Source organism: Streptomyces sp. NPDC001858 (assembly GCF_053594615.1).
On sequence record NZ_JBSFEV010000002.1, the window covers coordinates 290175 to 315164 of the forward strand.

Below are 24990 nucleotides of genomic sequence, written 5' to 3' on the forward strand. Positions count from 1 at the left end.
AGCCCGTCCGTCTCGATCAGAACCCCGTGACGGGATTCTTCAGGGTTCCGATCAGCTGGAGGGCGCCCGACGGGTCCGACAGGTCCACCATCTGCTCGTTGTCGCGCAGCTGGAGGCGGTTGAGGCAGGACAGGGCGAACTCGGGGGCGAACATGTCGTACTGGCGGAACTTGTCGGCCAGTTCCGGGTTGGCCTCCTGGTAGGCGCGGGTGACCTCGGCGACCGTGCGCCAGAAGCCGTCCTCCTCCAGGATCCCCTCGCGGGCCAGTTCGGCGGCGAGGAAGCGGAAGAAGCAGTCGAAGACGTCCGTGAAGATCGACAGCAGTCTCGTGTCCTCGGGCACGTCGACGCGGATGCGCCGGACCTCCGGCGGCAGCACCGCGTCCGGGTCCAGGACGGCGATCTCCTCGGCGATGTCCTTGTAGACCGCCCGCTGCACGACCCCGTCCTTCAGCACCAGGATCGTGTTCTCGCCGTGCGGCATGAAGACCAGGTCGTAGGCGTAGAAGCTGTGCAGCAGCGGCGTGTAGTACGCCCGGAGGTAGTGGCGCAGCCAGTCGGCCGGGGCCAGGCCCGACTGCTCGACGAGCGCGCCGGCCACCGACCTGCCGTCGTCGTCCACATGGATCAGGGCGGCCATGGTCGCGAGCGACTCGCCCTCCCCGAGGGAGGCCACCGGGCTCTCCCGCCACAGCGCCGCCAGCATCTTGCGGTACGGCGAGTAGCGGTCCGTCGCCGCCTCGTACTCCAGGTGCCGGTAGCCGACGGCCGCCCGCTCCCGGATGATCGACAGTCCGGACGACTTCAGCACCGGGTCGTTGTCGATGAGCTGCGCCAGCCAGTCGTTGATGGCCGGGGTCGCCTCCATGTAGGCGGCCGACAGCCCGCGCATGAAGCCCATGTTGATGACGGACAGGGCCGTCTTCACATAGTGCTTCTCGGGGTGCGAGGAGTTGAAGAACGTCCGGATGGACTGCTGGGCCAGGTACTCGTCGTCGCCCTCGCCCAGGCACACCAGGTTGCCGCGCGCGATCTCGGCGGCGAAGGTGACGGTGAGCTTGTTCCACCACTGCCAGGGGTGGACGGGGATGAGCAGGAAGTCGTCCGGGTCGAGGCGGCGTTCGCGCAGCACGGCGGCGAACCGCTCGACGGTCTGCTCGCCCAGCTCCTCCCGCAGGAAGGCCTCGTACTCGATGCCGACCCCGGCCGTGAACGCGGCGCGCGACCGGTGGGCGGCCAGCCACACCAGCCGGACCGGGCTCGCCGTCTCCGGCGCGTACGACAGGTACTCGTGGACGCCGAAGCCGAGCCGGCCGTTGTTGGCGACGAAGCAGGGGTGGCCCTCGGTCATCCCGGTCTCGATGGCCTGGAAGCCGCTGTGCACCAGCTCCGCCGAGGTGATCCGCGGTTTGGTGAGCTTGTAGCAGGTGCCGGAGAGGGTGGAGGAGATCTCCTCCAGGTAGACGGGGAGGATCGCGTCGCTCAGGCCCAGCGTCTTCTTCAGCTCGATGAAGAAGTCCAGCGCGGCGACGGGGAGTTCGACGTCGTCGCGGGTGCGGGTGATCGAGTCGGCGGCCACCTGCCAGTGGTCGAGGGCGCGGCGGACGGCCGTGAAGCGGTAGGAGGTCAGCCCGTCGTCGCTGCGCACGACGTAGTGCTCGCCCTGGAGCTGCGGGTCGAGCAGCCGCTCGTGCGCGAACTCGGCGAGGGCCTTGCGGACCAGCAGTCGGTTGGCCTGCTCCCAGCGCTCGGGGGAGAGGTGGGCCACGGCGTCGGAGAGGCTCATACGGCCGCCCCCATGGCAGCCTCGAACCGCTCACGGGTGCAGAAGCTCAGCAACGCCTTCTTCTCCGGCTTCTGGATCTCGCGCTCGGGCACGAACCCGACGGCCTCGTTCAGGGCGTGGACGGCCGTGTTGGACACGTCCGGCTCGACGACGACCCGCCGCACAGCCGGGTCCTCGAAGAGGTGCGCCATCACGGCGGTGATGACGGCCCGGGTGAAGCCGTGCACCGGGTTGTCGGTCGCCGGGGTGAGGAAGTGCATGCCGACATCGCCGGGCAACGGCTCGTACAGGCCGACCAGTTCGCGGTGGACCGGGTCGTACCGCTCCATCAGGAACACCGGTACGTCGTCCCGCAGACCGAACAGGGCCTGCTGGTGCGGGTCGGCGGCGATGTCCATGTAGGCGCGCTCGACGTCGACCAGTGCGGCGTCCTGCATCATCCAGTAGGCGGCTTTCGGATGCGTCAGCCAGGAGTGCAGCAGCTCCGCGTCGCTCAGCGGGTCCAGGGGGCGGAAGGTGAAGGTCATACGGCGAACTCCTGGAACGCGATGGACTTCTCGACCGGGTAGTACTCGCTGCCGAGCAGCTCACGGACGATGCAGCTGTTGCGGTACGCGCCCATGCCGAGGTCGGGGGAGGTGACGCTGTGCGTGTGCACACCGGCGTTCTGCAGGAACACGCCCCGGCCCGTGGTGTCGATGGCGTAGTTGCGGGCCACGTCGAAGTTGCCGTGGGAGTCGTAGCGCAGCCGGTCCCGGATCGGGGCGAGGAACTCCGGCTCCACGTAGCGGTAGCCGGTGGCCAGGATCAGCCCCTGCGAGGTCAGCTCGTAGTCCTTCCCCTGCTCCTCCTGACGGAACGCGAGGGTGTACGAGCCGTCGGCGTAACTGGCGCTGTTGAGCGAAGAGTTGGTGAGGAGCCGGGTGGGGACCGGGCCGCCCAGGTTCTTCTGGTAGAGCAGGTCGAAGATCTCGTCGACGAGATCGCCGTCGATGCCCTTGAAGAGGCTCTTCTGCTCGGCCGTGAGCCGGTAGCGGGTCTGTTCCGGCAGCTCGCGGAAGTAGTCGATGTACTCCGGGGAGGTCATCTCCAGCGTGAGCTTGGTGTATTCCAGCGGGAAGAAGCGCGCGGAGCGGGTGACCCAGTTCAGCCGGTAGCCGTGGACGTCGATCTCGCTGAGCAGGTCGTAGTAGATCTCGGCGGCGGACTGACCGCTGCCGACCAGCGTGATCGACTCCTTCTTCTGCAGCTCCGCCTTGTGCCGCAGATAGCGGGAGTTGTGCAGGAAGTCGCCGCCCAGGCCGGCGCAGGCCTCGGGGAGGTACGGGGGCGTGCCGGTGCCGAGGACCAGCCGGCGGGCGCGGAACACCTCGCCGGCGGTGGTGCGCACGACGTACAGCGCGTCCTCGTCCGTGTAGGTCACCTCGGCGACCGTCGTGCCGAACCGCACGCTGCGCAGCCGGTTCGCGGCCCAGCGGCAGTAGTCGTCGTACTCGACGCGCAGCGGGTAGAAGTTCTCGCGTATGTAGAACGAGTACAGCCGGCCTTTCTCCTTCAGGTAGTTGAGGAAGGAGTACGGCGAGGTCGGGTCGGCCAGCGTGACCAGGTCCGACATGAACGGCGTCTGCAGATGGGCGCCGTCGAGGAACATGCCGGAGTGCCACTCGAAGTCGGGCTTGGACTCCAGGAAGAGACCGTCGAGCGCGTCGATCGGCTCGGTGAGGCAGGCGAGGCCGAGGTTGAAGGGGCCGAGCCCGATGCCCACGAAGTCGTAGGTGTCTTTCACGGGTGCGGGCTCAGGAAGCGCGGTCAAGGGAGTCTCCCAGGTACTGCTCGGCATGGCCGGCGATCAGGTCGAGGACGGCCGTGATGTCGTGGGCGGTCGTCTCGGGGTTGAGCAGGGTGAACTTGAGGTAGTGGCGGGCGCCGACCTTGGTGCCCGCGACGACCGCGTCGCCGGAGGCGAACAGGGCTTTGCGGGCGTAGAGGTTGGCGCGGTCGATCTCGGCCGGGTCGGTGACGGCGGCGGGGATGTAGCGGAAGACGAGGGTGGACAGCGACGGCTGCACGACGACGTCGAAGCGGGGGTCGGCGGCGAGCAGTTTCCAGCCCTCGACGGCCAGGTCGCAGACCTCGTCGAAGAGCTGCCCGATGCCGTCGGCGCCCATGGTGCGCAGGGTCATCCACAGCTTGAGCGCGTCGAAGCGACGGGTGGTCTGCAGCGACTTGTCGACCTGGTTGGGGATGCGCTCCTGCACCATCCGGCGCGGGTTGAGGTACTCGGCGTGGTAGGTGGCGTGCCGCAGCGTGGCCGCGTCCCGGACCAGCACGGCGGACGAACTCACCGGCTGGAAGAAGGACTTGTGGTAGTCGACGGTGACGGAGTCGGCCCGCTCGATGCCGTCGATCCGGTCCCGGTATTTCACGGAGGCGAGCAGACCGCAGCCGTAGGCGGCGTCGACGTGCATCCACGCGCCGTACTGCTCGCACAGCTCGGCGATCTCGGGCAGCGGGTCGATGGAGCCGAAGTCGGTGGTGCCGGCGGTGGCGACGACGGCCATGGGGACGAGGCCGTCCGCGCGGCAGCGCTCCAGCTCGCGGGCGAGCGCCACGGTCTGCAACCGCTTGTCGGCGCCGACCGGGATCGACACGACGGCGTCCTGGCCCAGGCCGAGCAGTTTCGCGGACTTCTTGACGCTGAAGTGGCTGACCTCGGAGGCGAAGATGCGCAGGTCGGCGAGCGAGTCGGTTTTGGCCTCCTCGCGGGCCAGCAGCAGCGCCTGGAGGTTGGACTGGCTGCCGCCGGAGGTGAACACACCGTCGGCGGCGGGGCCGAGGCCGATGCGCTCGTTCGTCCAGTCGATCAGTTTGCGCTCGATGAGCGTGCCGCCGGCCGACTGGTCCCAGGTGTCGAGGGAGGAGTTGACGGCGGACAGCACCGCCTCGCCCAGCACGGCGGGGATGACGACGGGGCAGTTGAGGTGGGCGAGATAGCGCGGGTGGTGGAAGTAGATCGCGTCGCGGAGGTACACGTCCTCCAGCTCGTCCAGCACGGCGGCGGTGTCGCCCAGCGGCCGGTCGAGGTCGATCGCGTCGATACGGGGAGCGAGGGCGTCGACCGTCACGCCGGTGAACGGACGGTCGGTGGCGGCGAGTTTTGCGGCCACCCGCTCGACTCCTTCGGTCACGGAGCGGCGGTACTGCTCCGCGGTCGTGTCATTGAGCAGGTGCGAGCGCATGGTGGGGGTCCTCCGGGGAACGGAATTCAAGGTTCCGGAATGTTATTTAGGTAAGCCTAACCTAACTAAGGCCTTGGAGGCCGTGCCTCTGCCGTGACCGTGATCACGTAGGAGACATACGCAGGAGAACTGCGCAGAAGAGGGGCCCGGTTACTCGGCCGCGCGCAGCTCTTCCTCGCTCATCCCCAGCCGCCAGTACCCGACGAAGGTGACGCGACGCCGGTCGATCCCGCGCTCACCGACGAAGTGCCGGCGGAGCGCCTTCACGGACCCGGACTCGCCGGCGATCCAGACGTAGGGGTGCTCGGCGTCGGGGAGCCGGGCGGCGCGGAACGCGTCCAGGGAGCGACCGGCGTGCAGCCAGGTCACCTCGGCGTCCGCCGGAGAGGCCAACTCATGGACGTTGCCCGAGTCGTGGGCCTCGATCCAGGCCCGCACCCGCAGCCCGGGCGGGAGCGACTCCAGGATGGACGAGACGGCGGGAAGGGCGGTCTCGTCGCCCCAGAGCACGACCAGGTCGGTGTCCGCGGGGGGCCGGAACCGGATCGCCCGGTTGTCGGCGACGGCCGGCCCCAGCAGCACGACCCGGTCCCCGGCGGCGGCCCGCGCGGCCCACTCGGAGGCGGGACCGGCGGGGGTGTGCAGCACGAAGTCGATGTCGATCTCGACGGACCCGCCGGGATCGCGCCGTGCGGCGCGCAGGGTGTACGACCGCATCACGGCCCGTACATCGTCCGGCAGTTCCCGCCATCCCTGAACCCGAGGCTCACGCTGCCCGGGCTGCGGGATGAACAACGACAGAGACTGATCGAACCCGTCGGAGAAGAAGTACTGCAGATCGTCCCCGGCGAAACTGACCCGAACAAGCGAGGACCCGACCCGCCGAACCCTGACGACCTGGAGGGAGAAGAACCGGAAGGGGTCGGTACTCACGGGGGGCAACTCCTGAAACATGGGGCTGGGCAGGGCTTTAAAGGGGCGCGGGGAACTGCGCGACCAGCCACAACGGACCCGCAGCCAACCCGCAACCTCAAGTCACCCTGTCTCAGGCAACCTTCGTCGCCTTCTCAAGAGCCTCCGCCAGGTTCTCCAGCAGCGGCACACACTTCGCATACGACAGAATCGGCTCCGGCGACCGCGCGATGACCTGCCCGGCCTTCACCGCAGGCAGCTTCTTCCACGTCGCCTCGGTGATCGCCGAAGGCTGGATCGTCGACGAGCGGTCGTCCATCATGATGATGTCCGCCGCGTACTTGTCGACGTTCTCCCAGCTCAGCGACTCGTACCAGCCACCACCCTGCGCCTTCGCGCTCTCCGGCGGCTCGACGAAGTTCACGCCGAGGGCCTTGAAGTACTCCAGGTCGATGGAGAGGTCGGTGCCGGAGACGTAGAACAGGTCGGCGCTCGCGGAACCGGCCATCACCTTGATGTCGGGCTTGGCCTTCGCGGCGGCGCGCAGCCGGGCGGCCGCGTCCTCGAACTTCTTCTTGGCGTCGGTGGCGGCGGCCGCGGTGAGGTCCGCGCCGAGGGACTGCGCCAGCTCCCACATGCGCTCCAGCGGAGCGGTCAGCTGGCGGTCGTAGACGGAGACGCCGACGCTCGGCGCGAGCTTGGCGATCTTGTCCTTGGAGGCCTCGGGGACGTACCAGAGGGTGCCGGCGTTGTCGAACATCGTGGAGATGAGCACGTCGGGCACGAGGGCCGCGTACTTCTCGACGCTGAACTCGTCCCAGACGTTGCCGAGGATCGTCACCTTGGTGACGTCCATGTCGCCGGCCTGGACGTCCGCCTTGCCGTCGGTGGTCTTGGTCGGGCCGAAGACGCCCTTGACCTGGATGCCGTAGTCGTAGAGGGCGGCGCCGACGCCGGTGAACGCGACGATGTTCGCCGGGATCTTGTCGAGCTTCACCGTGGTGCCGCGGTCGTCCTTGAACGTCCAGGGGCCGGACTTGGCCGAGGCGCTCGCCGACGACGACGATTCCGAGCCGCTGCTGCTGCTCGCGTCGTCGTCCCCGCAGGCGGCGAGCACGGCACCGAGGCCGAGGGCGCCACCTGCGGCGAGGATGCCACGGCGGGTGGGACGAGCGGCGCTGGCGTGGGGCATGAGTCTGGCTACCTTCGAACGGGGTGGGTCACCCGGGGACGATTCGGAACGAAGGTTAGCCTAACCTCAGCTGATGTCCAGAGGGTGCCCGCCCCCTGTGCTCGACCTGTGTATCGAAGGCGGGACGGGTTTCGGGAGGATGTTTCAGCTACGAGAGTGCCGACGGCCCCGCGGAAGCGAGGAAGCGCGGGGCCCCGCGCGGGTCAGCCGGTCAGCCCCAACTCTCGGGCGATCAGCATCCGTTGCACCTCGCTCGTGCCCTCCCCGATCTCCAGGATCTTGGAGTCGCGCCACATCCGGGCCACCGGGTATTCGTTCATGAAGCCGTAGCCGCCGTGCACCTGGGTCGCGTCGCGGGCGTTGTCCACGGCGACCGTCGACGAGTACAGCTTCGCCAGGGCGGCCTCCTTCTTGAAGGGGTCGCCGGCCACCAGCCGCGAGGCCGCGTCCCGCCAGGCGAGGCGGGCGGTGTGCGCCTTCATCTCCATGTCGGCGATCTTGAACTGGATGGCCTGGTTGGCGCCGATCGGACGGCCGAACGCCTCCCGTTCCCTGGCGTACTTCACCGACTCGTCCACACAGCCCTGCGCGAGCCCGGTCGCCAGGGCCGCGATGGCGATCCGGCCCTCGTCCAGGATCCGCAGGAACTGCGCGTATCCGCGGCCCTGTTCGCCCAGCAGGTTCGCGGCCGGGACGCGTACGTCGGCGAAGGACAGCTCGCGGGTGTCGGAGGCGTTCCAGCCGACCTTCGAGTAGGGGGCCGCGACCGTGAAGCCCGGGGTGCCGGACGGGACGATGATCGCCGAGATCAGCGGCCCGCCGTCCGGCTTGCGGCCGGTGACCGCCGTGACGGTGACCAACCCGGTGATGTCGGTACCGGAGTTGGTGATGAAGCACTTGGTGCCGTTGATCACCCATTCGTCCGTGTCGGGGTCGAGTCGGGCCGTGGTGCGCGTGGCTCCCGCGTCCGAGCCGCCGTCCGGCTCGGTCAGGCCGAACGCGCCGAGCAGCTCGCCGGAGCACAGCCGGGGCAGCCACTCGCGCTTCTGCTCCGGCGTGCCGAAGACATGGATCGGCATGGCGCCCAGCGAGACGCCCGCCTCCAACGTGATCGCCACCGACGAGTCCACGCGCGCGAGTTCCTCCAGCGCGATGCCGAGCGCGAGGTAATCGCCGCCCATGCCGCCGTACTCCTCGGGGAACGGCAGCCCGAACAGGCCCATGCGGCCCATCTCGCGGACGATCTCGTAGGGGAACTCATGGCGCTCGTAGAAGTCGCCGATCTTCGGCGCGACGACGTCGTGGGCGAACTCCTCGACCGTGCGGCGGAGTTCTTCCAGCTCGGGGGAGAGACGGTGGTCCATGGTCGTTCACTCCTGGTGGGAGAGGGCGCGGACGGTACGGGACGGGCTGGGTCGGCCCAGTCGGGCGGCCATCCACTCGCTTGTGGCGACGAGACGGCCGAGGTCGACCCCGGTGTCGATGCCGAGGCCCCGCAGCATCCACACGAGGTCTTCGGTGGCGAGATTGCCGGTGGCGGACTTGGCGTACGGGCAGCCGCCGAGACCGCCCGCCGAGGCGTCGACCGTGGTGACGCCGTGCTGGAGCGCGGCGAGGGTGTTGGCGAGCGCCTGGCCGTAGGTGTCGTGGAAGTGCACCGCCAACGCGCCGGTGGGCACGCCCTGTTCGTTCAGCGCGGTCAGCAGCGCCCGGACGTGCCCCGCGGTGGCCACGCCGATGGTGTCGCCCAGGCTCAGTTCGTCGCAGCCCAGGTCGAGCAGGGCGCGGCAGACCCGGACGACCTGCTCGACCGGGACCGCGCCCTCCCACGGGTCGCCGAAGCACATGGAGAGATAGCCGCGCACCCACACGCCCTGCGCCTTCGCCCGGGCCACCACCGGCTCGAACATGGCCAGCGCCTCGTCCACCGTGCGGTTGAGGTTGGCCTTCGCGAAGGACTCGGTGGCGCTGGCGAACACCGCGACGCGCCGTGCGCCCAGCGCGAGGGCGCGGTCCAGCCCGCGTTCGTTCGGCACGAGCACCGGCAGCGCCGCCGGCAGGTCCGAGACCAGCGGGAACAGCTCCTCGGCGTCGGCGAGTTGGGGAACCCACCCGGGGTGGACGAAGCTGGTGGCCTCGATGGTGGTGAGCCCGGCTGCGGCGAGGCGGCGGACGAACTCCGCCTTGACGGCCGTCGGCACGGTCGACTTCTCGTTCTGCAGGCCGTCGCGGGGGCCGACCTCGTGGATGCGCACCCGCGCGGGCAGTTCCGGGGCCGGTACGACCATGGGGAGGGTCACCGCTCCTCCTCCGCCGGGGCGATCACGGCCAGCACCTGGTCCATGGCGACCGTCGTGCCCGGGGTGACGTCGAGTTCGGCGACCGTGCCGGCGTGCGGGGCGGAGATGACGTGCTCCATCTTCATCGCCTCGACGACCAGCAGACTCTGCCCCGCGGCCACTTCGTCCCCCACGGCCACCTTGACGACCGTGACGGTGCCGGGCATGGGCGCGGTGAGCGAGTCCGCGCCCGCGTGCGCCCCGCGGGTGAGGGAAGCGGCGACGGGGTCGTGGTCGCGCACCTGCCAGGCGTCGCCGTCCCGGCCGAGCCAGGTGCCGTCCGGCAGCGCGGTGAAGGTGTGCGTGACGCCGTCGAGCAGACAGCCGAACCGGCCGTCCCCGCCGGGCCGCGGGGGCAGGCCCCAGGAGCCCCGGCGCGGGGCGGTTTCCCCGGCCACCAGCACCTCGGCTCGGCCGTCGGCCGTGCCGCGGACGCGGACGGTCACCGGGTCGTGCCCCGGCACCTGGAGGTGGTGTGCCGTCCAGGCCCGCTCGCCCCCCAGCCGCCAGCCGTCCGCGGCCGAGAAGGGGTCGGCCCAGCCGGCGGCGGGCGCCGGGGCGAGCGCGGCCTGGCGCAGCAGGGCTGCCGCCGCGTAGACCTCCCCCGGCACCTCGGAGGCGACCAGTTCGTCCACCACCCGCTCCACCAGGCCCGTGTCCAACTCGCCCGCCACCACCGCCGGATGGGCCAGCAGCCGGCGCAGGAAGCCCGCGTTGGTCGGCACGCCCAGCGTGACCGTCTGAGCGAGGGCCGCCCGGAGCTTTCTGAGCGCGGTCTCCCGGTCGGGGCCGTAGGCGATCACCTTGGCCAGCATCGGGTCGTACAGGCTGCCGACCTCCGTGCCCTCGCTGAGCCCGGAGTCGGTGCGCACGCCGTCGCCCTCGGGTTCGCGCAGCCGCAGGACCGTCCCGCCGGAGGGGAGGAACCCGCGCGCGCCCTCTTTGACGGACACGGTCTCGGCGCAGATCCGCGCCTCCACCGCGTGCCCGGTCAGCCGGACCTCCTCCTGTCCGAAGGACAGGGGCTCGCCGGCCGCCACCCGCAGCTGCCACTCCACCAGATCCAGCCCGGTGACCAGCTCCGTCACCGGATGCTCCACCTGGAGCCGGGTGTTCATCTCCATGAAGTGATAGGACGACGGGTCGACGCCCGGCACGATGAACTCCACCGTGCCCGCGCCCCGGTACCCGCAGGAGCGGGCCGCCTGGACCGCCGCCTCGCCCATCGCGGCCCGGGTCTTCTCGTCGAGCAGCACACTGGGCGCCTCCTCGACGACCTTCTGGTGCCGCCGTTGCAGCGAGCACTCGCGCTCGCCGAGGTGGACGACCTGCCCGTGGCCGTCGGCCAGCACCTGGATCTCGATGTGCCGGGGGCGGTCCACCCAGCGCTCGACGAGGAGCGTGTCGTCGCCGAAGGAGGCGCGGGCCTCGCGGCGGGCGGCGGCGATCTCCTCGTCCAGCACGGACAGATCGCGCACCAGCCGCATGCCCTTGCCGCCCCCGCCGGCCGACGGCTTGAGCAGCACGGGCGCGCCCAGCTCACGGGCGGCGGCGGCCAGGTCCGGGTCGCGCCCGCCGGGGACCACCGGCACCCCGGCGGCCTGCACGGTCTCCTTGGCGCGGATCTTGTCGCCCATGAGCGCGATCGCGTCGGCGGGCGGCCCGACGAAGACCAGCCCGGCCTCCTCGCAGGCGCGCGCGAAGGCCGCGTTCTCCGCGAGGAAGCCGTACCCGGGGTGGACGGCCTGCGCGCCGGTGCGGGCCGCCGCCTCCAGCAGCCGCTCGGCCGACAGATAGCTCTGCGCGGCGGGCGGCGGGCCGATCCGGACCGCCGTGTCGGCCTCCCGGACGTGCCGGGCGTCCGCGTCGGCGTCGGAGAAGACGGCCACCGAACGCACGCCGAGCGCCCGGAGCGTGCGGATGACCCGGACGGCGATCTCGCCCCGGTTGGCCACCAACACCGTTTCGAACATGGGTCCTCACATCCGGAAGACGCCGAACTGGGGGTCTCCCAGTGGCGCGTTGGCGCAGGCGGTCAGGGCCAGGCCCAGCACCTGCCGGGTCTCCAGCGGGTCGATCACACCGTCGTCCCAGAGGCGGGCCGTGGCGTAGTAGGCGTTCCCCTGGCGCTCGTACTGCGCGCGGATCGGCGCCTTGAAGGCGTCTTCGGCCTCCGCCGGCCAGGACTCCCCGCGGCCCTCCAGCTGGTCGCGCTTGACGGTCGCGAGGACGGACGCGGCCTGCTCGCCGCCCATGACGGAGATCTTCGCGCCCGGCCACATCCACAGGAACCGGGGTGAATAGGCCCGGCCGCACATCGAGTAGTTCCCGGCGCCGTACGAACCGCCGACCACGACCGTCAGCTTCGGCACGCGCGTGCACGCCACGGCCGTCACCATCTTGGCGCCGTGCTTGGCGATGCCCCCGGCCTCGTAGTCCCTGCCGACCATGAACCCGGAGATGTTCTGCAGGAACACCAGCGGGATCCCGCGCTGGTCGCACAGCTCGATGAAGTGGGCGCCCTTCTGGGCGGACTCGGAGAACAGGATGCCGTTGTTGGCGACGACGCCCACCGGGTGGCCGTGGATCCGGGCGAAGCCGGTGACCAGGGTCTGCCCGAACTCGGCCTTGAACTCCGCGAACCGGGAGCCGTCCACCACGCGCGCGATGACCTCCCGTACGTCGTAGGGGGTACGGGAGTCGACGGGGACGGCGCCGTAGATCCCGTAGGGGTCGACCTTGGGCTCGACGGACGGCCGGACCGACCAGGGGAGCGGCCCGCGCGCGGGGAGCGTGGCGACGATGTTCCGGACGATGCGCAGCGCGTGCGCGTCGTCCTCCGCCAGATGGTCGGTCACGCCCGACACGCGCGCGTGGACCTCACCGCCGCCGAGCTCCTCCGCCGTGACGACCTCGCCGGTGGCGGCCTTCACCAGCGGGGGCCCGCCCAGGAAGATCGTGCCCTGGCCGCGGACGATGACCGCCTCGTCGCTCATGGCCGGGACGTAGGCGCCGCCCGCCGTGCACGAGCCCAGCACGGCCGCGATCTGCGGGATCCCGGCCCCGGACATCCGGGCCTGGTTGTAGAAGATCCGCCCGAAGTGCTCCCGGTCCGGGAACACCTCGTCCTGCATGGGCAGGAAGGCGCCCCCGGAGTCCACCAGGTAGAGGCACGGCAGCCGGTTCTCCAGGGCGACCTCCTGGGCCCGCAGATGCTTCTTCACCGTCATCGGGTAGTAGGTGCCGCCCTTGACGGTGGCGTCGTTGGCGACGACCACGCACTCGCGCCCGGCGACGCGCCCGATCCCGGCGATGACCCCGGCGGCCGGGGCCTGTCCCTCGTACATCCCGTCGGCGGCCAGCGGGGCCAGCTCCAGGAACGGCGACCCGGGGTCCAGCAGGGTGTCCACGCGGTCCCGGGGCAGCAGCTTCCCGCGCGCGGTGTGCCGCGCCCGCGCCTGCTCCCCGCCGCCGAGGCGGGCCGCGGCCAGCTTGCCGTGCAGCTCGTCCACGAGCGCGCGGTGCGCCTGCTCGTTGGCCTGCCAGGCCTGCGAGGCGGGGTCCTCCCCCACGCTCGAAAGGACTCGCGCGGGGGCACCCCCATCACTCGTCAGCTCCGGTGCCTCTTCCATCCTCGCGGTCCCCTCACCCGGTCCACCCGGTTCACCCAGTGATCGCTGTTAATGAGCGTTAACCAGTTCCTCCAGGTTAACGACCGCTAACGCCCCTGTCTAGAATTGCCTCCATGGCCACGAGAACCGACGCCCCCACCCGCCGCGAGCAGATCCTCAAGGAGGCCGCGCGGCTCTTCGCCGAGCGCGGGTTCCACGGGGTCGGGGTCGACGAGATAGGAGCCGCGGTCGGCATCAGCGGCCCCGGGCTCTACCGGCATTTCCCGGGCAAGGACGCGATGCTCGCGGAGCTGCTGGTCGGCATCAGCGGCCAGCTCCTGACGGGCGCGAAGCGCCGCCTGGCGGAGGCCGACGGGGGTCCTGCGGCGGCGGTCCTCGACTCGCTCATCGAAGGCCACATCGACTTCGCGCTCGACGACCGTCCCCTGATCACCCTGCACGACCGCGAGCTGGACCGCCTGCGCGACAGCGACCGCAAGCTGGTCCGCCAGCTCCAGCGGCAGTACGTCGAGCTGTGGGTGGAGGTCCTGCGCGCCGTGTACCCGGGCCTCGCCGAGCCCGCGGCCCGCTCCGCGGTGCACTCCGTCTTCGGCCTGCTGAACTCCACCCCGCACCTCGGCCGACCGGGTTCCCTGCCGGGCCGCGCGACCACCGCGCGCCTGCTGCACCGGATGGCGCGGGGGGCCTTCGCGGCGGCGCGGGAGTGACGGCCGAGGTGCGGGGTGGAGTGACGAGCGTTACGGACCGACCCCCCTGGACGCCTCTCCCTACCCGCCGGTACGGTGAAAGTCTGAGCAAGCGCTTAGATATGGACCCTTGAGCCAGGTGGAGGTGGCGGCGGTGCGCCGTACGGTGTTCAACGAGGATCACGAGGCGTTCCGGGAGACCCTGCGGGCCTTCATCGAGGCCGAGGTCGTCCCGGTCTACGACGAGTGGTTCGCGGCCGGCCAGGCGCCGCGCGACTTCTACTACAAGCTCGCCGAGCTGGGCGTCTTCGGCATCCGCGTCGACGAGGAGCACGGCGGCGCCGGCATCGACTCCTACAAGTTCGAGGCCGTCCTGTACGAGGAGACCGCCCGCGCGGGCGTCTCCTTCGGCGGCTCCGGCGTGCACGTGCTGCTCGGCCTGCCGTACATCAAGCTGCTCGCCACCGACGAGCAGAAGAAGCGCTTCCTGCCGAAGTTCGTCTCCGGCGAGGAGATGTGGGCGATCGCGATGACCGAGCCGGGCACCGGCTCCGACCTCGCGGGCATGAAGTCCACCGCCAAGCTCTCCGAGGACGGCACGCACTACGTCCTCAACGGCTCCAAGACCTTCATCACCGGCGGTGTGCACGCCGACCGCATGATCGTCTGCGCCCGCACCTCCGCGCCCACCGCCGAGGACCGCCGCCACGGCATCTCCCTCTTCGTCGTGGACACCAAGGCCGAGGGCTACTCCGTCGGCCGCAAGCTGGACAAGCTCGGCCTGAAGACCTCCGACACCGCGGAGCTGGCGTTCGTCGACGTCAAGGTGCCCGTCGAGGACCTCCTCGGCGAGGAGAACAAGGGCTTCTACTACCTCGGCCACAACCTCGCCTCCGAGCGCTGGGGCATCGCCTACGGCGCGTACGCGCAGGCCAAGGCCGCGGTCCGGTTCGCCAAGCAGTACGTGCAGGACCGCGTCGTCTTCGGCCAGCCGGTCGCCGCGTTCCAGAACACCAAGTTCGAGCTGGCCGCCTGCCAGGCCGAGGTGGACGCGGCCGAGGCCGTCGCCGACCGCGCCACGGAGGCGCTCGACGCCGGTGAGCTGACCCCGGCCGAGGCCGCCAGCGCCAAGCTGTTCTGCACCGAGGTCGCCCACCGCGTCATCGACCGCTGCCTCCAGCTGCACGGCGGCTACGGCTTCATGAACGAGTACCCGATCGCCCGCCTGTACGCGGACAACCGGGTCAACCGCATCTACGGCGGCACCAGCGAGATAATGAAGTCGATCATCGCGAAGGACATGGGCCTGTAAGGACACAGGCCTGTAAGGACACGGGTCTGTAAGGACACGGGTCTGTAAGGACACGGAAATTACTGACCAGTAGAAATGGCTGCATGGGCCAGGCACTTCAGGATCTCCTCGATCTGCTCGACCTGGAGCAGATCGAGGAGAACATCTTCCGCGGCCGGTCCCGCTCCGCCGTCGTCCCGCGCGTCTTCGGCGGGCAGGTCGCGGCGCAGGCGCTGGTCGCGGCCGGACGGACGGTCCCCGAGGACCGTCTCGCCCACTCCCTGCACGCGTACTTCCTGCGCCCCGGCGACCCGGGCGCGCCCATCGTCTACACGGTCGACCGGATGAACGACGGCCGTTCGTTCACCGCGCGCCGGGTCCTCGCGGTCCAGCACGGACAGCCCATCTTCGCGCTGTCCGCCTCCTTCCAGCGGTACGAGGAGGGCTTCGAGCACCAGGCCCCCATGCCGCCCGCCCCGGACCCGGAAGGCCTGCCCACCTCGGAAGAGCGGCTGCGCGGCTACGGCCACCTCGCCCCCGAGATCGTCGAGCGGTTCCTGGAATCGCGCGAGGCCGTCGACCTGCGGTACGTCGACGAGCCGCCGTACGGCCGCTACGGCGAGCCGCGCGAGCCGCACTCCCAGGTCTGGTTCCGCGCCAACGGCAAGCTGGCCGACGACCCTCTGCTGCACGTCGTCCTCGCCACCTACGTCTCCGACATGACGCTCCTCGACTCGGTCCTCCTCGCGCACGGCCGCGGCGGCTGGGCGGTGGGTGACGTCGTCGGGGCGTCCCTGGACCACGCGATGTGGTTCCACCGCCCGTTCCGCGCCGACGAGTGGCTCCTGTACGACCAGGAGTCGCCGTCCGCGCACGGCGGCCGCGGCCTCGGCCAGGCCCGCATCTACACGCAGGACGGCAGCCTCGCGATATCAGTGATCCAGGAAGGCGTGGTCCGCGCTCCGCGCTGAGCGCTCCGCTGGTAGTGCCGCGATATGCCGTCGTTCCGCTGCGGCGCCGTCGTGGCCGGCCGCGCCCCGCGGCGGGGCCGCAAGTCGATGCGGCCCCGCGCCCCCAAAGGGGCGCTGCCGAACCGCCGCCGACCTCGCCCGACCCGCCTAGCCCTGCTCGGACTCCGCTTCCTCGCCGAGGCCCGCCTCGGCCAGGAGGTACGCGACCATCGGGTCGTAGTGGCGCGGGCTGACGACGTGGTCGTCCAGGGGGACCGCCACCTGGACGGTGCCCTCCGCCTCCGCGATGAACAGCGCCGGGTCGTTGCAGTCGGCGTACCCGACGGAGTCCACGCCGTGCCGGCCCGCGTAGCCCGCCCAGCCGTGGTCGGCGACGACGAGGTCGGGCAGCGGGCGGCCCTCGCGCTCCAGCGCGGTCAGGATGGCCTTCATCGGCTCGCCCGAGTGGGTGTGCCACAGGCTGGCCCCGTGTTCGAGGACGGCCACGTCGGCGAGCTGCCAGACGTACCCCTCGTCCGTCTGCAGCCCCTCCGGGATGACGACGATCTCGCAGCCGGCCGAGCGCAGCGCGGCGGCCGTGGCCCGGTGCACGTCGAGCAGGCCGCCGGGGTGCCCGGTGGCGAAGAGGACCCGCTGCCGTCCCTCGGCCGCCTTGCGCAGCCGGGCCGCCAGCCGGTCCAGGCCGTCGACCGTCAGCTCGGGGTCGATGGTGTCCTGGCCGTAGCGGTACTCGGGATCGTCGTTCACGCCGACCCGCTCCGCCATCACCGCGAGCACGTCCTGCTCGTCGCTCCAGCGGTCGCCGAGTTCCAGGCCGAGCCAGAAGTTGCGGACGCCGTTGGCCAGTTGGCGGTAGTGGGAGAGGTTGTTCTCGCGCGGTGTGGCGACATCACCTGCGATACGGGTTCTGACGAGGTGGTCGACGAGTTCGGCGCGGCTGGGCGTCCCGGGTATCGGCATGGTTTCCATTGTGAGGCAGCGGGCTGTGCACGTCGTGGCTGTTCCGGCCGCTGGGATACGCGTCACTCACTGATTTTTCAACGCGAACCACAGCTCCATCCGTACGTCGGGATCGTCCAGATCCGTCCCCAGCAAAATCGCGCAGCGGGCGATCCGCTGCCGCACGGTGTTGCGGTGCACGGACAGCGCCACCGCCGTGCGGTCCCAGCTGCCGTGCAGGGAGAGCCAGGTGCGCAGGGTCTCGCTGAGCGGAGCGCTCGCGGCGAGCGGGGCGAGGAGCGTCCGGGCGTGGGCGCGGGCCTCGTCCTGCGGCAGCAGGTCGAGCAGACCGGCGCCGGAACCGTGCCGGACGAGGGCCGCGCGGGTGGCGCGGGCCCGGGCCAGCGCGCGGGCCGCCTGCGCGTCGGCGGCCGGCCAGCCGGAGGGGTCCGCCGCCGCGCTGACGCCGAGCGTCCAGCCCGGCTGCGGCCCCGGCGTCCGGTCGGCCGGCACCAGGACCCGGACGACGTCGGCGGCCAGGTCCACCAGCGGCGACCCGAGCGCCGTCCCCAGCGCCGAGGCCGCCACCGGGTCGGGCGCCTGCGCCTCGGGCCGGGCGTGCACGACGAGCCACCGCTGACCGGATTCCCCGCCGAGCAGCGACGCCACCTCCTCCGGCGCGCCGCCCAGCAGCAGCCGGACGAGCGCGGAGGAGCGCGCCGCGCCCGAGCCGCTCTGCTGCTCGCCGGTGAGGAGGGCGAGCAGCACGGCGGCGACGGAGGCGATGGCATGGTCGCCGGGGTCCCGCCGGGGCGCCGCGACCCCGAGCACGAACCCCTGACCGGCGCCCAGCGCGTAGGCGGCGAGATGGACGCCGGAGGGCGCGGTGTCGCTGGCGGTGGCGGTCGCGGAGGGCGCGGCCGAGGCCCGGGCGGTGAGGATACGGGCGAGGTCGGCGAGGGGAAGGTCGTCCGGGGACGCCTGCCCGGCCCCCGCGATCTCCGCCCCCTCCGGCCCGTACAGCACCGCGCGCCCCGCGACCCGCTGGGCCAGCTGCCGCAGCACGGCAGGGACCGGGTCCGGCCGGGAGGCGGCCGCCGCGAGACTCGCCTGGGCCTCCGTCACCCGGCGCAGCTCGGCCGTGCGGGCGCGCTCCATCAGCTGCCAGACGGCCCGGGCGACGGCCGCGAAGGTCGTCCGCGGCGGCACCTCCAGCAGCGGCAGCCCGTGCGCCTCGCAGGCGGCGACCAGCGCCTCCGGCACCGTGTCGTGCACCGGCGCCACCCCGAACCCGAGGGCCGCACCGCCGCCGGCGACGATCCGCGTCACGTAGTCGTCGAGGTAGGAGTCCCACGCGGAGGCGTCCGGCAGGTGCACCCCCGCCGTCAGCAGCAGCTCGCCGCCCAGCAGATACGGGTACGGGTCGGTCATCTCCGAGGCGTGCGCCCCGTGCAGCACGACACCGGGAGCGGCGGGCCCGGCGATCTGGCGCAGGGCGAGATCCTCCCGGGCCAGGAGGGCGGCGAGGGGCACCGGAGGAGTGAGAGGAACGGCCGGCTGCTCCGCCATGGTGTGCGATCCCTCCATTGCCTGCCCCTCAGATGGTGGAAACGTACACTTCGTGCCGGCTCTCCCGCCACCTACGCTCGATATCGGACCCGGCTGCGAAGCGAGAGAAGTTCGATGTCGGCCCCGGCTGCGAAGCGAGAGAAGTTCGATGTCGGACCAGGCGACGAAGTGAGAGAAAGCAGGCATACGACCATGAGCGGCAACGAGACGCCCCGCGGCCCCGTCGACTCCTCCCGCATCCCGAGGTACGCGGGCCCCGCGACCTTCGCCCGGCTGCCCCGGCTCGACGAGGTCGGCCGCGCCGACGTCGCCGTGGTGGGCGTGCCCTTCGACTCCGGCGTCTCCTACCGCCCGGGCGCCCGCTTCGGCGGCAACGCGATCCGCGAGGCGTCCCGGCTGCTGCGGCCGTACAACCCCGCGCAGGACGCCTCCCCCTTCGCCCTCGCCCAGGTCGCGGACGGCGGCGACATCGCGGTGAACCCGTTCGACATCCACGAGGCCGTGGAGACGATCGAGGCGGCGGCGGACGACCTGCTCGGCACCGGCGCCCGGCTGATGACCCTCGGCGGCGACCACACCATCGCGCTCCCGCTGCTGCGCTCGGTCGCGAAGAAGCACGGCCCCGTGGCCCTGCTCCACTTCGACGCCCACCTCGACACGTGGGACACCTACTTCGGCGCGGAGTACACGCACGGCACGCCGTTCCGCCGGGCGGTGGAGGAGGGCATCCTCGACACCGAGGCCCTCTCCCACGTCGGCACCCGCGGCCCCCTCTACGGCAAGCAGGACCTGACCGACGACGCGAAGATGGGCTTCGGCATCGTGACGTCCGCGGATGTCATGAGGCGCGGGGTGGACGAGATCGCCGACCAGCTGCGCCAGCGCATCGGCGACCGCCCGCTCTACATCTCCATCGACATCGACTGCCTCGACCCGGCGCACGCCCCCGGCACCGGCACCCCCGAGGCCGGCGGCATGACCTCCCGCGAGCTCCTGGAGATCCTGCGCGGCCTGGCGTCCTGCAACCTGGTCTCCGCGGACGTCGTCGAGGTGGCCCCCGCGTACGATCACGCGGAGATCACGTCGGTGGCCGCGTCCCACACGGCGTACGAACTGACCACGATCATGTCCCGCCAGATTGCAGAGGCTCGCCCGAAGTGACCCACGACCACGACCTGGAACTCCGCCCGACGCCCGCCCAGACGGAGGCGGCGCTGAACCCCCCTGCGGGCCGCATCGGCGGAGACCTGGTCGTGGAGACCCTGGCCGCGCTCGGCACGACGACGGTCTTCGGCCTGCCCGGCCAGCACGCGCTCGGCATGTTCGACGCGCTGCGCCGCTCCTCGCTGCGCTACATCGGCCTGCGGGTGGAGAACAACGCGGGCTTCGCGGCGGACGCGTACGGCAGGATCACCGGGGAAGCGGCCCCGCTGCTGCTCTCGACAGGCCCGGGCGCGCTGACCGCCCTTGCGGCCCTCCAGGAGGCGGCCTCGGCCTCCGCCCCGGTACTGGCGATCAGCAGCCAGGTCCCCACCGCCGGCCTGGGCGGCGGCCGGCACGGCTACCTCCACGAACTCCCGGACCAGCAGGCGTCGTTCAGGGGCGTGGTGAAGTCCGTCCACACGGTCCGCGCCCAGTCCCAGATCCCGTCCGCGATCGAGGCGGCCTGGAAGTCGGCGCTGACGGCCCCGCACGGCCCCGTGTGGGTGGAGATCCCGCAGGACGTCCTGCTCGCCGAGACGGCCATCCCGGTGGTGACCGGAGGCGACGCCTTCCCGGAGGAACTCCCGCCCCGCCCCGAACTGACGGCGGTGGCGGCCGACTTGCTGTCCCGTGCCGCCCGCCCGGTGATCATCGCGGGCGGGGGAGTGGTCCGGGCGGACGCGTCGAAGAAGCTGCGCCGGCTCGCGGAGCGCATCCAGGCCCCCGTGGTCACCACCCCCGGCGGCAAGGGCGCCTTCCCGTGGCAGCACCCGCTCTCCCTCCAGTCCTGGATCGAGGACCGCCACACCACGGACTTCCTGGAGGACGCCGACGTAGTCCTGGTGGTGGGCTCGGGCCTCGGCGAACTCTCGTCCAACTACCACACGTTCAAGCCCCGCGGCCGGGTCATCCAGATCGAGGCGGACCTCGGCAAACTGGAGTCAAACCACCCGGCCCTCGGCATCCACGCGGACGCCCGCCTCGCTCTGCAGGCCCTGCTGGAGACGGTGTCGGACCGGGCGGACGAGGCGGCCCCGGAGCGCGTCCGCGAGGTCCTGGCGAAGGTGGCCGACCGCATTGCGGCCCAGGAACTCACCCTGGAACAACAGGTGTTGGCGTCGGTCCGAGCAGCGCTTCCGGCAACCTCCCCGTCCTTCTGGGACATGACCGTCCTGGCGTACTGGGCGTGGTCGGCGTTCGACGCCAAGGGCCCCAACCACATGCACTCCGCCCAGGGCGCCGGCGGCCTGGGCTACGGCTTCCCGGCGGCGATCGGGGCCGCGGTGGCAGACCCGACCAAGCCCGTGCTGGCCGTCTCCGGCGACGGCGGCGCCCTGTACTCCATCGCCGAACTGGCCACAGCGAAGCAGCACGACCTGCCGGTGACCTGGCTGATCATCGACGACGGCGGCTACGGCATCCTGCGCGAATACCTGACGGAAGCCTTCGGCGAGACGACAGCCACGGAACTGACCCGCCCCGACTACACGGCCCTGGCAGAATCCTTCGGCGTCCCGGCGGTACGGACGTCCCCGGAGACCCTGCGCGACGATCTGGCCAAGGCGCTGAACGAACCTGGTCCGTCCGTGGTCGTACTGCCCGCGGTCCTGCGGATGTTCGCCCCGACGCACCTGGGCTGAACAGAAGGGTTCGGAAGACGAAGTCGTCGACACGGACCGACCGCTTCGACGAAGTGGGTCATCACCGGAGACTGCGGCGATGGCCCATGACGTCGGCGAAGCGAGTCGCGACAACGGTGGCGATCGTGCCGGTCGCGACGCTGACGAAGACACCGTCGGTGACGACTCCGGCTGCGACGAGGGTGACGAGGGCGGCCGTCAGGGCGACCAGGGAAGCCGCGCTGTTCGCACGGTTGCCGATGGCGATGGCGATGGCGATGGTGACGCAGACGGTCGTGACGACCGTAGTCGCGGTGATGTCCGCCAAGGCACTCACGGCGGCGCTGGCGGTGGCTCCGACGGCGACCAGGCAGTAGCGGACGGTACGTGACTTGTCGTGCGGCGTCGGCTTACGGCGCATCGTGAGCGACCGAAGCGGCAGGGCGGACAGGCTCAGCGCGAACCGCAGGACCGCAGCGGTTCGTTGGACTTGGAAGCGGAAGTCCGGGTCCAGGGAGACTGCTTCGGCTTCGGCGAGCCACTCTTCCTCGCGCTCGGCGCGTTCAGCCCTCGGCAAGGCGCGGCACGTCATGCGGATCAGCCGCTCTGCGATTCGCAACGTCTTTTCCCTCCGGTGCTGGTTCATCAAGCACCTCCACCGATTGGGTGAACGGATGGTACCGGACGTTCCCAGGGCCGTTTCGAATGCGACTGAGCGAGTTGCAAACGGGCGGCTTGCGTACCGTGGGGAGTGAGTTTGTAGTAGCGGCGGGGCCGCTGCCCTTCCTTGGGCGTCTCCCAGGCAGAGACCACCCACTCATGATCGAGAAGGCGATTCAAGATCGGATACAGGGTGCCGCTGGCCAGGCTCGCGGACTTCATGAGCTCGTAACCGTAGCGCGGGGCGGTTGGATCTTGAAGGAGAACCTCTAGGACCCGCTCCATTTGAGGTGTTAGCTTCACGGCTCGGAATCCTACATGCAGTGAATGCCTCGCACCTTGCTCCAGGCAGATCTCGCCGGCCCGCAGGCGGTGTTGGAGCTGACGCTCGAACAGGTTCGTGCTGCCGAGGTGCGCGATCGGTGGCGTACCAGTCCCAGCCGGTACGCCACCGGGCCTGACCTGCGGCAACAGGTCATGGCTGCACGCTTTCCCGTGTTGCGCCTTGTCCGAGCCGTCAGACCGGGAACACGCGGGTGATCCTCTACATGTGTCGAGCGACATATGTAGAGCTGGTGCTGGGTCTATTGATGCTCACTTCCCGGTCGTTTGGCAACTGCGCATGTCAGGTGCGAAACGCGTCTTGAAGAATAGCCCTCGGCCCCGCGCGCGGAGTGTGCCCGGGTCGGCTCCGGTGAAGCGCATTGCTGTGAACGCCCGACATGTGCGGGACTTGAGAATGCGACGACCATCTTTCAGATCTGTACTGCGTTGACACCAGGCGAACTTGACGGATAGTTCGTCTACCGATTCCATGGCTGGCAGTGTCGCCTCATCGCGGACGGCAATCCGCGCAGACGCTGAACGGAAAAGTCCTTGTCCGAGCCACCTGACCATAGTGGAGCTGCCGTATGGCCACCACGCATCATTCCGACGCGTCCAACTCCGAAAGCGCGGAAGTGCATTCCACGCAGGCCGAGAACGGTCCCGCGCCGTTCTCGCCGATGTATGTGATGGCGTCCCCGATGCAGTCCGGGATGCCGCCTGCCTATGGCGGTGTCGTGCCGGTACTGGCGACCCCTGTCCCGAACACCACCACCACGTCGGCGAATCGCTCGCCGTACGCGATGCTGGTTCTGCTGGTCATCGTCCTGGGAAGCATGATCACCCTCGTCATGCTCGGTTGGGAGGTCGCCGTGGCCCTTTGCGCGATCGCCGGGGCCGGCTTCGTCGCGGTGCAACTGGCCAAGCATCTCCTCTGAGTCCACCGTCGGGCGCCGGGAGTGTGACCCGGCGCCCGGCCTCGGGCCGAGGGAGTGACACTGTGGCCCGCACTTCATCCCCGCTGCCGCGTCGTAGCAAGGATCCATTCGTCAACTTCGCTCGTGAACTCCGCGACGCACGCAAACGCGCCGGCAATCCCACGCTCAAGAACATGGCCGAGGTCGGCGGAGTGTCCGAGGGCTCGCTGTCCAAGGCGCAGAACGGCGACCCGCGCATGTCGTGGAGGACCGCGAGCGCATGGCTGGGCGCCTGCGAGGAGAACCCTGCTCAGTGGATCGAGAAATGGACCCGGCTGCAGCGGCAGGTTCGCTGCATGCAGGAGCCGGACGGCCCTCAAGAAGGGCCACGTCGTCGCGCACGCGACTGCTGGACCAAGAGCGGAGGCTTGACGGCCCCGGGCGCGATCGGCACGTATGCGCAACTCCTGGCCACACTCGGCGAGCTTCAGGCTTTCCAGCGCTGCTCGCTCCGGGAGATGGCCGAACGGAGCTGTATGTACTCGCACAGCAGCCTGCACGCGGTTCTCACCGGCAGACGCAAGCTCACCCTGGTCCACTTGAAGGCGATTCTCGCGGGCTGCGGCGTGTCTGAAGCGGACAGCCACTCATGGCTCGCGGTGCTGGACAGATTGGACCACCACGCAGTCGTCGCCGAAAAGGGGAAATGACTGCGATCCACCAAGCCGCGCATGGCACAGGGCCCTCCCGGAAGCACTCCGGGAGGGCCCTGGCGTGAGGTGGACGGTGCCGTGTCCTACCAGATCGCCTCGATCCACTCCGGGTGGTCGATGAACGGGTTGCGGTTGTGCTGGTAGGTGTCGTAGATCGCCTGGTTGCGTCGCTCCTCGAAGGCGCTCGGCGGGTCCGCCTCGTTCCAGGCCTTCAGGACGGAGAGCTTGCCCATGTACGGGTTGCTGCCGTTGGCCACCTTCTCGTTGGGCTCCAGGTCGGGCCAGCCGTCGTCGCCCTCGTAGCGGACGGCCATGTAGAGGATGATGCGGGCCACGTCGCCCCGGTCCGCGGCGCGCGGTGCGAAGGAATCGGAGTCGACGGTGCTGCCGCCGCCGTTGGTGACCGCGCTGCCGCCGTTGTCGAAGTCCAGGTTGCCGCGGATGCTGTTGACCTGGACGTCGCAGGCGCGCAGGTGGTGCAGGTCGGTGCCGGGGCCGATCGCCTCGCCGAAGTCGCCGTGCGACTTGGCCCAGGTGTGCTCGCGGTTCCAGTCGCCGACGTCGCCGCCGTTGAGGGACTTGCTGCGCGAGACGCCGCTGTACAGCAGGAGCACGTTGCTGCTGTTGTTGGGGTCCTGGTCGGTGACCTTCAGGGCGTCCCAGACCGCGGAGTACGAGATCTTCGTGACGTTGGCGCTGATGATCGTGTGCAGGGACGACTTCAGGCTCGTACCCGTCTTGCCGACCGCGTTCTTGTAGTACGTCGCGTCGTAGGCCGTCGTCGTCGCCGCGGCGGGGGTCGCGGTGAGCGTGGACGCGGTGAGACCGACCAGGACGGCAGCGGTGGCAAGCGCCACCGACTTCCATCGGCGTATGCGTGTCGCCAGCATGTGGGAGTCCGATCTACGCGGGTTGATTGGAGGCGGCAATCGGGAGAGTGACATGCACATGCGGTCATGGCAATGAATCTGACATGTCCATCAGATGACGGGAACCGG

The 24990-nt window shown here is 70.5% G+C and carries 22 protein-coding genes; 7 read left to right on the forward strand and 15 right to left on the reverse strand.

Translation table 11 applies throughout. The annotated features are described in order from the left end of the window. Positions 1-16 precede the first annotated feature (16 nt). From ACWCPF_RS03910 to ACWCPF_RS03955, 10 genes are all read right to left on the reverse strand, one after another. Entirely contained in the window at positions 17-1786 is a 1770-nt protein-coding gene (locus tag ACWCPF_RS03910; RefSeq protein WP_451043331.1) for an IucA/IucC family protein, read from the reverse strand. Beyond that, positions 1783-2313: a GNAT family N-acetyltransferase gene (locus tag ACWCPF_RS03915; RefSeq protein ID WP_451043332.1), complete on the reverse strand. Its 531-nt coding sequence runs from the start codon at positions 2311-2313 to the stop codon at positions 1783-1785. Before ACWCPF_RS03915 ends, ACWCPF_RS03910 begins: the two co-directional genes overlap by 4 nt. Next, positions 2310-3599, reverse strand: coding sequence for a lysine N(6)-hydroxylase/L-ornithine N(5)-oxygenase family protein (locus ACWCPF_RS03920; RefSeq protein ID WP_451043333.1), 1290 nt, complete (start codon positions 3597-3599; stop codon positions 2310-2312). The genes ACWCPF_RS03915 and ACWCPF_RS03920 overlap by 4 nt, the downstream gene beginning before the upstream one ends. Next, positions 3583-5025, reverse strand: a complete 1443-nt coding sequence (gene desA, locus ACWCPF_RS03925; RefSeq protein ID WP_451043334.1) for a lysine decarboxylase DesA — start codon at positions 5023-5025, stop codon at positions 3583-3585. Before desA ends, ACWCPF_RS03920 begins: the two co-directional genes overlap by 17 nt. A gap of 150 nt (positions 5026-5175) precedes the next feature. Further along, positions 5176-5979 carry a siderophore-interacting protein gene (locus ACWCPF_RS03930; RefSeq protein ID WP_451043335.1) on the reverse strand — a complete coding sequence of 268 codons (804 nt, stop codon included), beginning with the start codon at positions 5977-5979 and terminating at the stop codon, positions 5176-5178. A gap of 91 nt (positions 5980-6070) precedes the next feature. After that, positions 6071-7129, reverse strand: a complete 1059-nt coding sequence (locus tag ACWCPF_RS03935) for an ABC transporter substrate-binding protein (protein WP_451043336.1) — start codon at positions 7127-7129, stop codon at positions 6071-6073. A 203-nt stretch (positions 7130-7332) separates the two neighbouring features. Next, positions 7333-8493, reverse strand: coding sequence for an acyl-CoA dehydrogenase family protein (locus ACWCPF_RS03940; RefSeq protein WP_451043337.1), 1161 nt, complete (start codon positions 8491-8493; stop codon positions 7333-7335). A 6-nt stretch (positions 8494-8499) separates the two neighbouring features. After that, positions 8500-9417: a hydroxymethylglutaryl-CoA lyase gene (locus ACWCPF_RS03945; RefSeq protein WP_451043489.1), complete on the reverse strand. Its 918-nt coding sequence runs from the start codon at positions 9415-9417 to the stop codon at positions 8500-8502. An 8-nt stretch (positions 9418-9425) separates the two neighbouring features. Beyond that, a complete protein-coding gene (locus ACWCPF_RS03950) occupies positions 9426-11441 on the reverse strand; it encodes an acetyl/propionyl/methylcrotonyl-CoA carboxylase subunit alpha (RefSeq protein WP_451043338.1) in 2016 nt (671 codons plus the stop codon). 6 nt (positions 11442-11447) lie between these two features. Further along, positions 11448-13100: a carboxyl transferase domain-containing protein gene (locus tag ACWCPF_RS03955; protein ID WP_451043339.1), complete on the reverse strand. Its 1653-nt coding sequence runs from the start codon at positions 13098-13100 to the stop codon at positions 11448-11450. A gap of 113 nt (positions 13101-13213) precedes the next feature. On the opposite strand from ACWCPF_RS03955, the gene ACWCPF_RS03960 reads away from it, so the two are divergent. The 3 genes from ACWCPF_RS03960 to ACWCPF_RS03970 all read left to right on the forward strand — a co-directional run bounded on the left by ACWCPF_RS03960 (position 13214) and on the right by ACWCPF_RS03970 (position 16048). Next, on the forward strand, positions 13214-13807 hold the full coding sequence (locus tag ACWCPF_RS03960) for an SACE_7040 family transcriptional regulator (protein ID WP_451043340.1): 594 nt from the start codon (positions 13214-13216) through the stop codon (positions 13805-13807). A 133-nt stretch (positions 13808-13940) separates the two neighbouring features. After that, positions 13941-15098, forward strand: coding sequence for an acyl-CoA dehydrogenase family protein (locus tag ACWCPF_RS03965; protein ID WP_358805303.1), 1158 nt, complete (start codon positions 13941-13943; stop codon positions 15096-15098). A gap of 83 nt (positions 15099-15181) precedes the next feature. Further along, positions 15182-16048, forward strand: a complete 867-nt coding sequence (locus tag ACWCPF_RS03970; protein ID WP_451043341.1) for an acyl-CoA thioesterase — start codon at positions 15182-15184, stop codon at positions 16046-16048. Between the two features lie 147 nt (positions 16049-16195). Here ACWCPF_RS03970 and ACWCPF_RS03975 read toward each other — a convergent pair whose 3' ends face one another. Next, positions 16196-17008 (reverse strand): phosphatase, encoded by an 813-nt coding sequence (locus ACWCPF_RS03975; RefSeq protein ID WP_451043342.1) that lies wholly within the window; start codon positions 17006-17008, stop codon positions 16196-16198. 66 nt (positions 17009-17074) lie between these two features. Continuing rightward, positions 17075-18574, reverse strand: a complete 1500-nt coding sequence (locus ACWCPF_RS03980; protein ID WP_451043343.1) for a helix-turn-helix domain-containing protein — start codon at positions 18572-18574, stop codon at positions 17075-17077. Between the two features lie 174 nt (positions 18575-18748). Between ACWCPF_RS03980 and speB the strand changes: the two genes are divergently transcribed. After that, complete coding sequence (gene speB / locus ACWCPF_RS03985) at positions 18749-19717, forward strand: agmatinase (RefSeq protein WP_451043344.1); 969 nt, start codon at positions 18749-18751, stop codon at positions 19715-19717. Beyond that, positions 19714-21399, forward strand: coding sequence for a thiamine pyrophosphate-binding protein (locus ACWCPF_RS03990; RefSeq protein ID WP_451043345.1), 1686 nt, complete (start codon positions 19714-19716; stop codon positions 21397-21399). Before speB ends, ACWCPF_RS03990 begins: the two co-directional genes overlap by 4 nt. Before the next feature lie 61 nt (positions 21400-21460). On the opposite strand, the gene ACWCPF_RS03995 is transcribed toward ACWCPF_RS03990, so the two are convergent. After that, the gene (locus tag ACWCPF_RS03995) at positions 21461-21997 is read right to left on the reverse strand and encodes a hypothetical protein (RefSeq protein ID WP_451043346.1); all 537 of its coding nucleotides are present in this window, start codon (positions 21995-21997) and stop codon (positions 21461-21463) included. 26 nt (positions 21998-22023) lie between these two features. Further along, positions 22024-22602, reverse strand: a complete 579-nt coding sequence (locus ACWCPF_RS04000) for a PadR family transcriptional regulator (RefSeq protein WP_451043347.1) — start codon at positions 22600-22602, stop codon at positions 22024-22026. A 347-nt stretch (positions 22603-22949) separates the two neighbouring features. On the opposite strand from ACWCPF_RS04000, the gene ACWCPF_RS04005 reads away from it, so the two are divergent. Beyond that, complete coding sequence (locus tag ACWCPF_RS04005) at positions 22950-23300, forward strand: hypothetical protein (protein WP_451043348.1); 351 nt, start codon at positions 22950-22952, stop codon at positions 23298-23300. Between the two features lie 62 nt (positions 23301-23362). Beyond that, positions 23363-23989, forward strand: a complete 627-nt coding sequence (locus ACWCPF_RS04010; protein WP_451043349.1) for a hypothetical protein — start codon at positions 23363-23365, stop codon at positions 23987-23989. A gap of 86 nt (positions 23990-24075) precedes the next feature. Here ACWCPF_RS04010 and ACWCPF_RS04015 read toward each other — a convergent pair whose 3' ends face one another. Then, positions 24076-24882, reverse strand: coding sequence for an endonuclease I family protein (locus ACWCPF_RS04015; protein ID WP_451043350.1), 807 nt, complete (start codon positions 24880-24882; stop codon positions 24076-24078). Between the last annotated feature and the right edge of the window lie 108 nt (positions 24883-24990).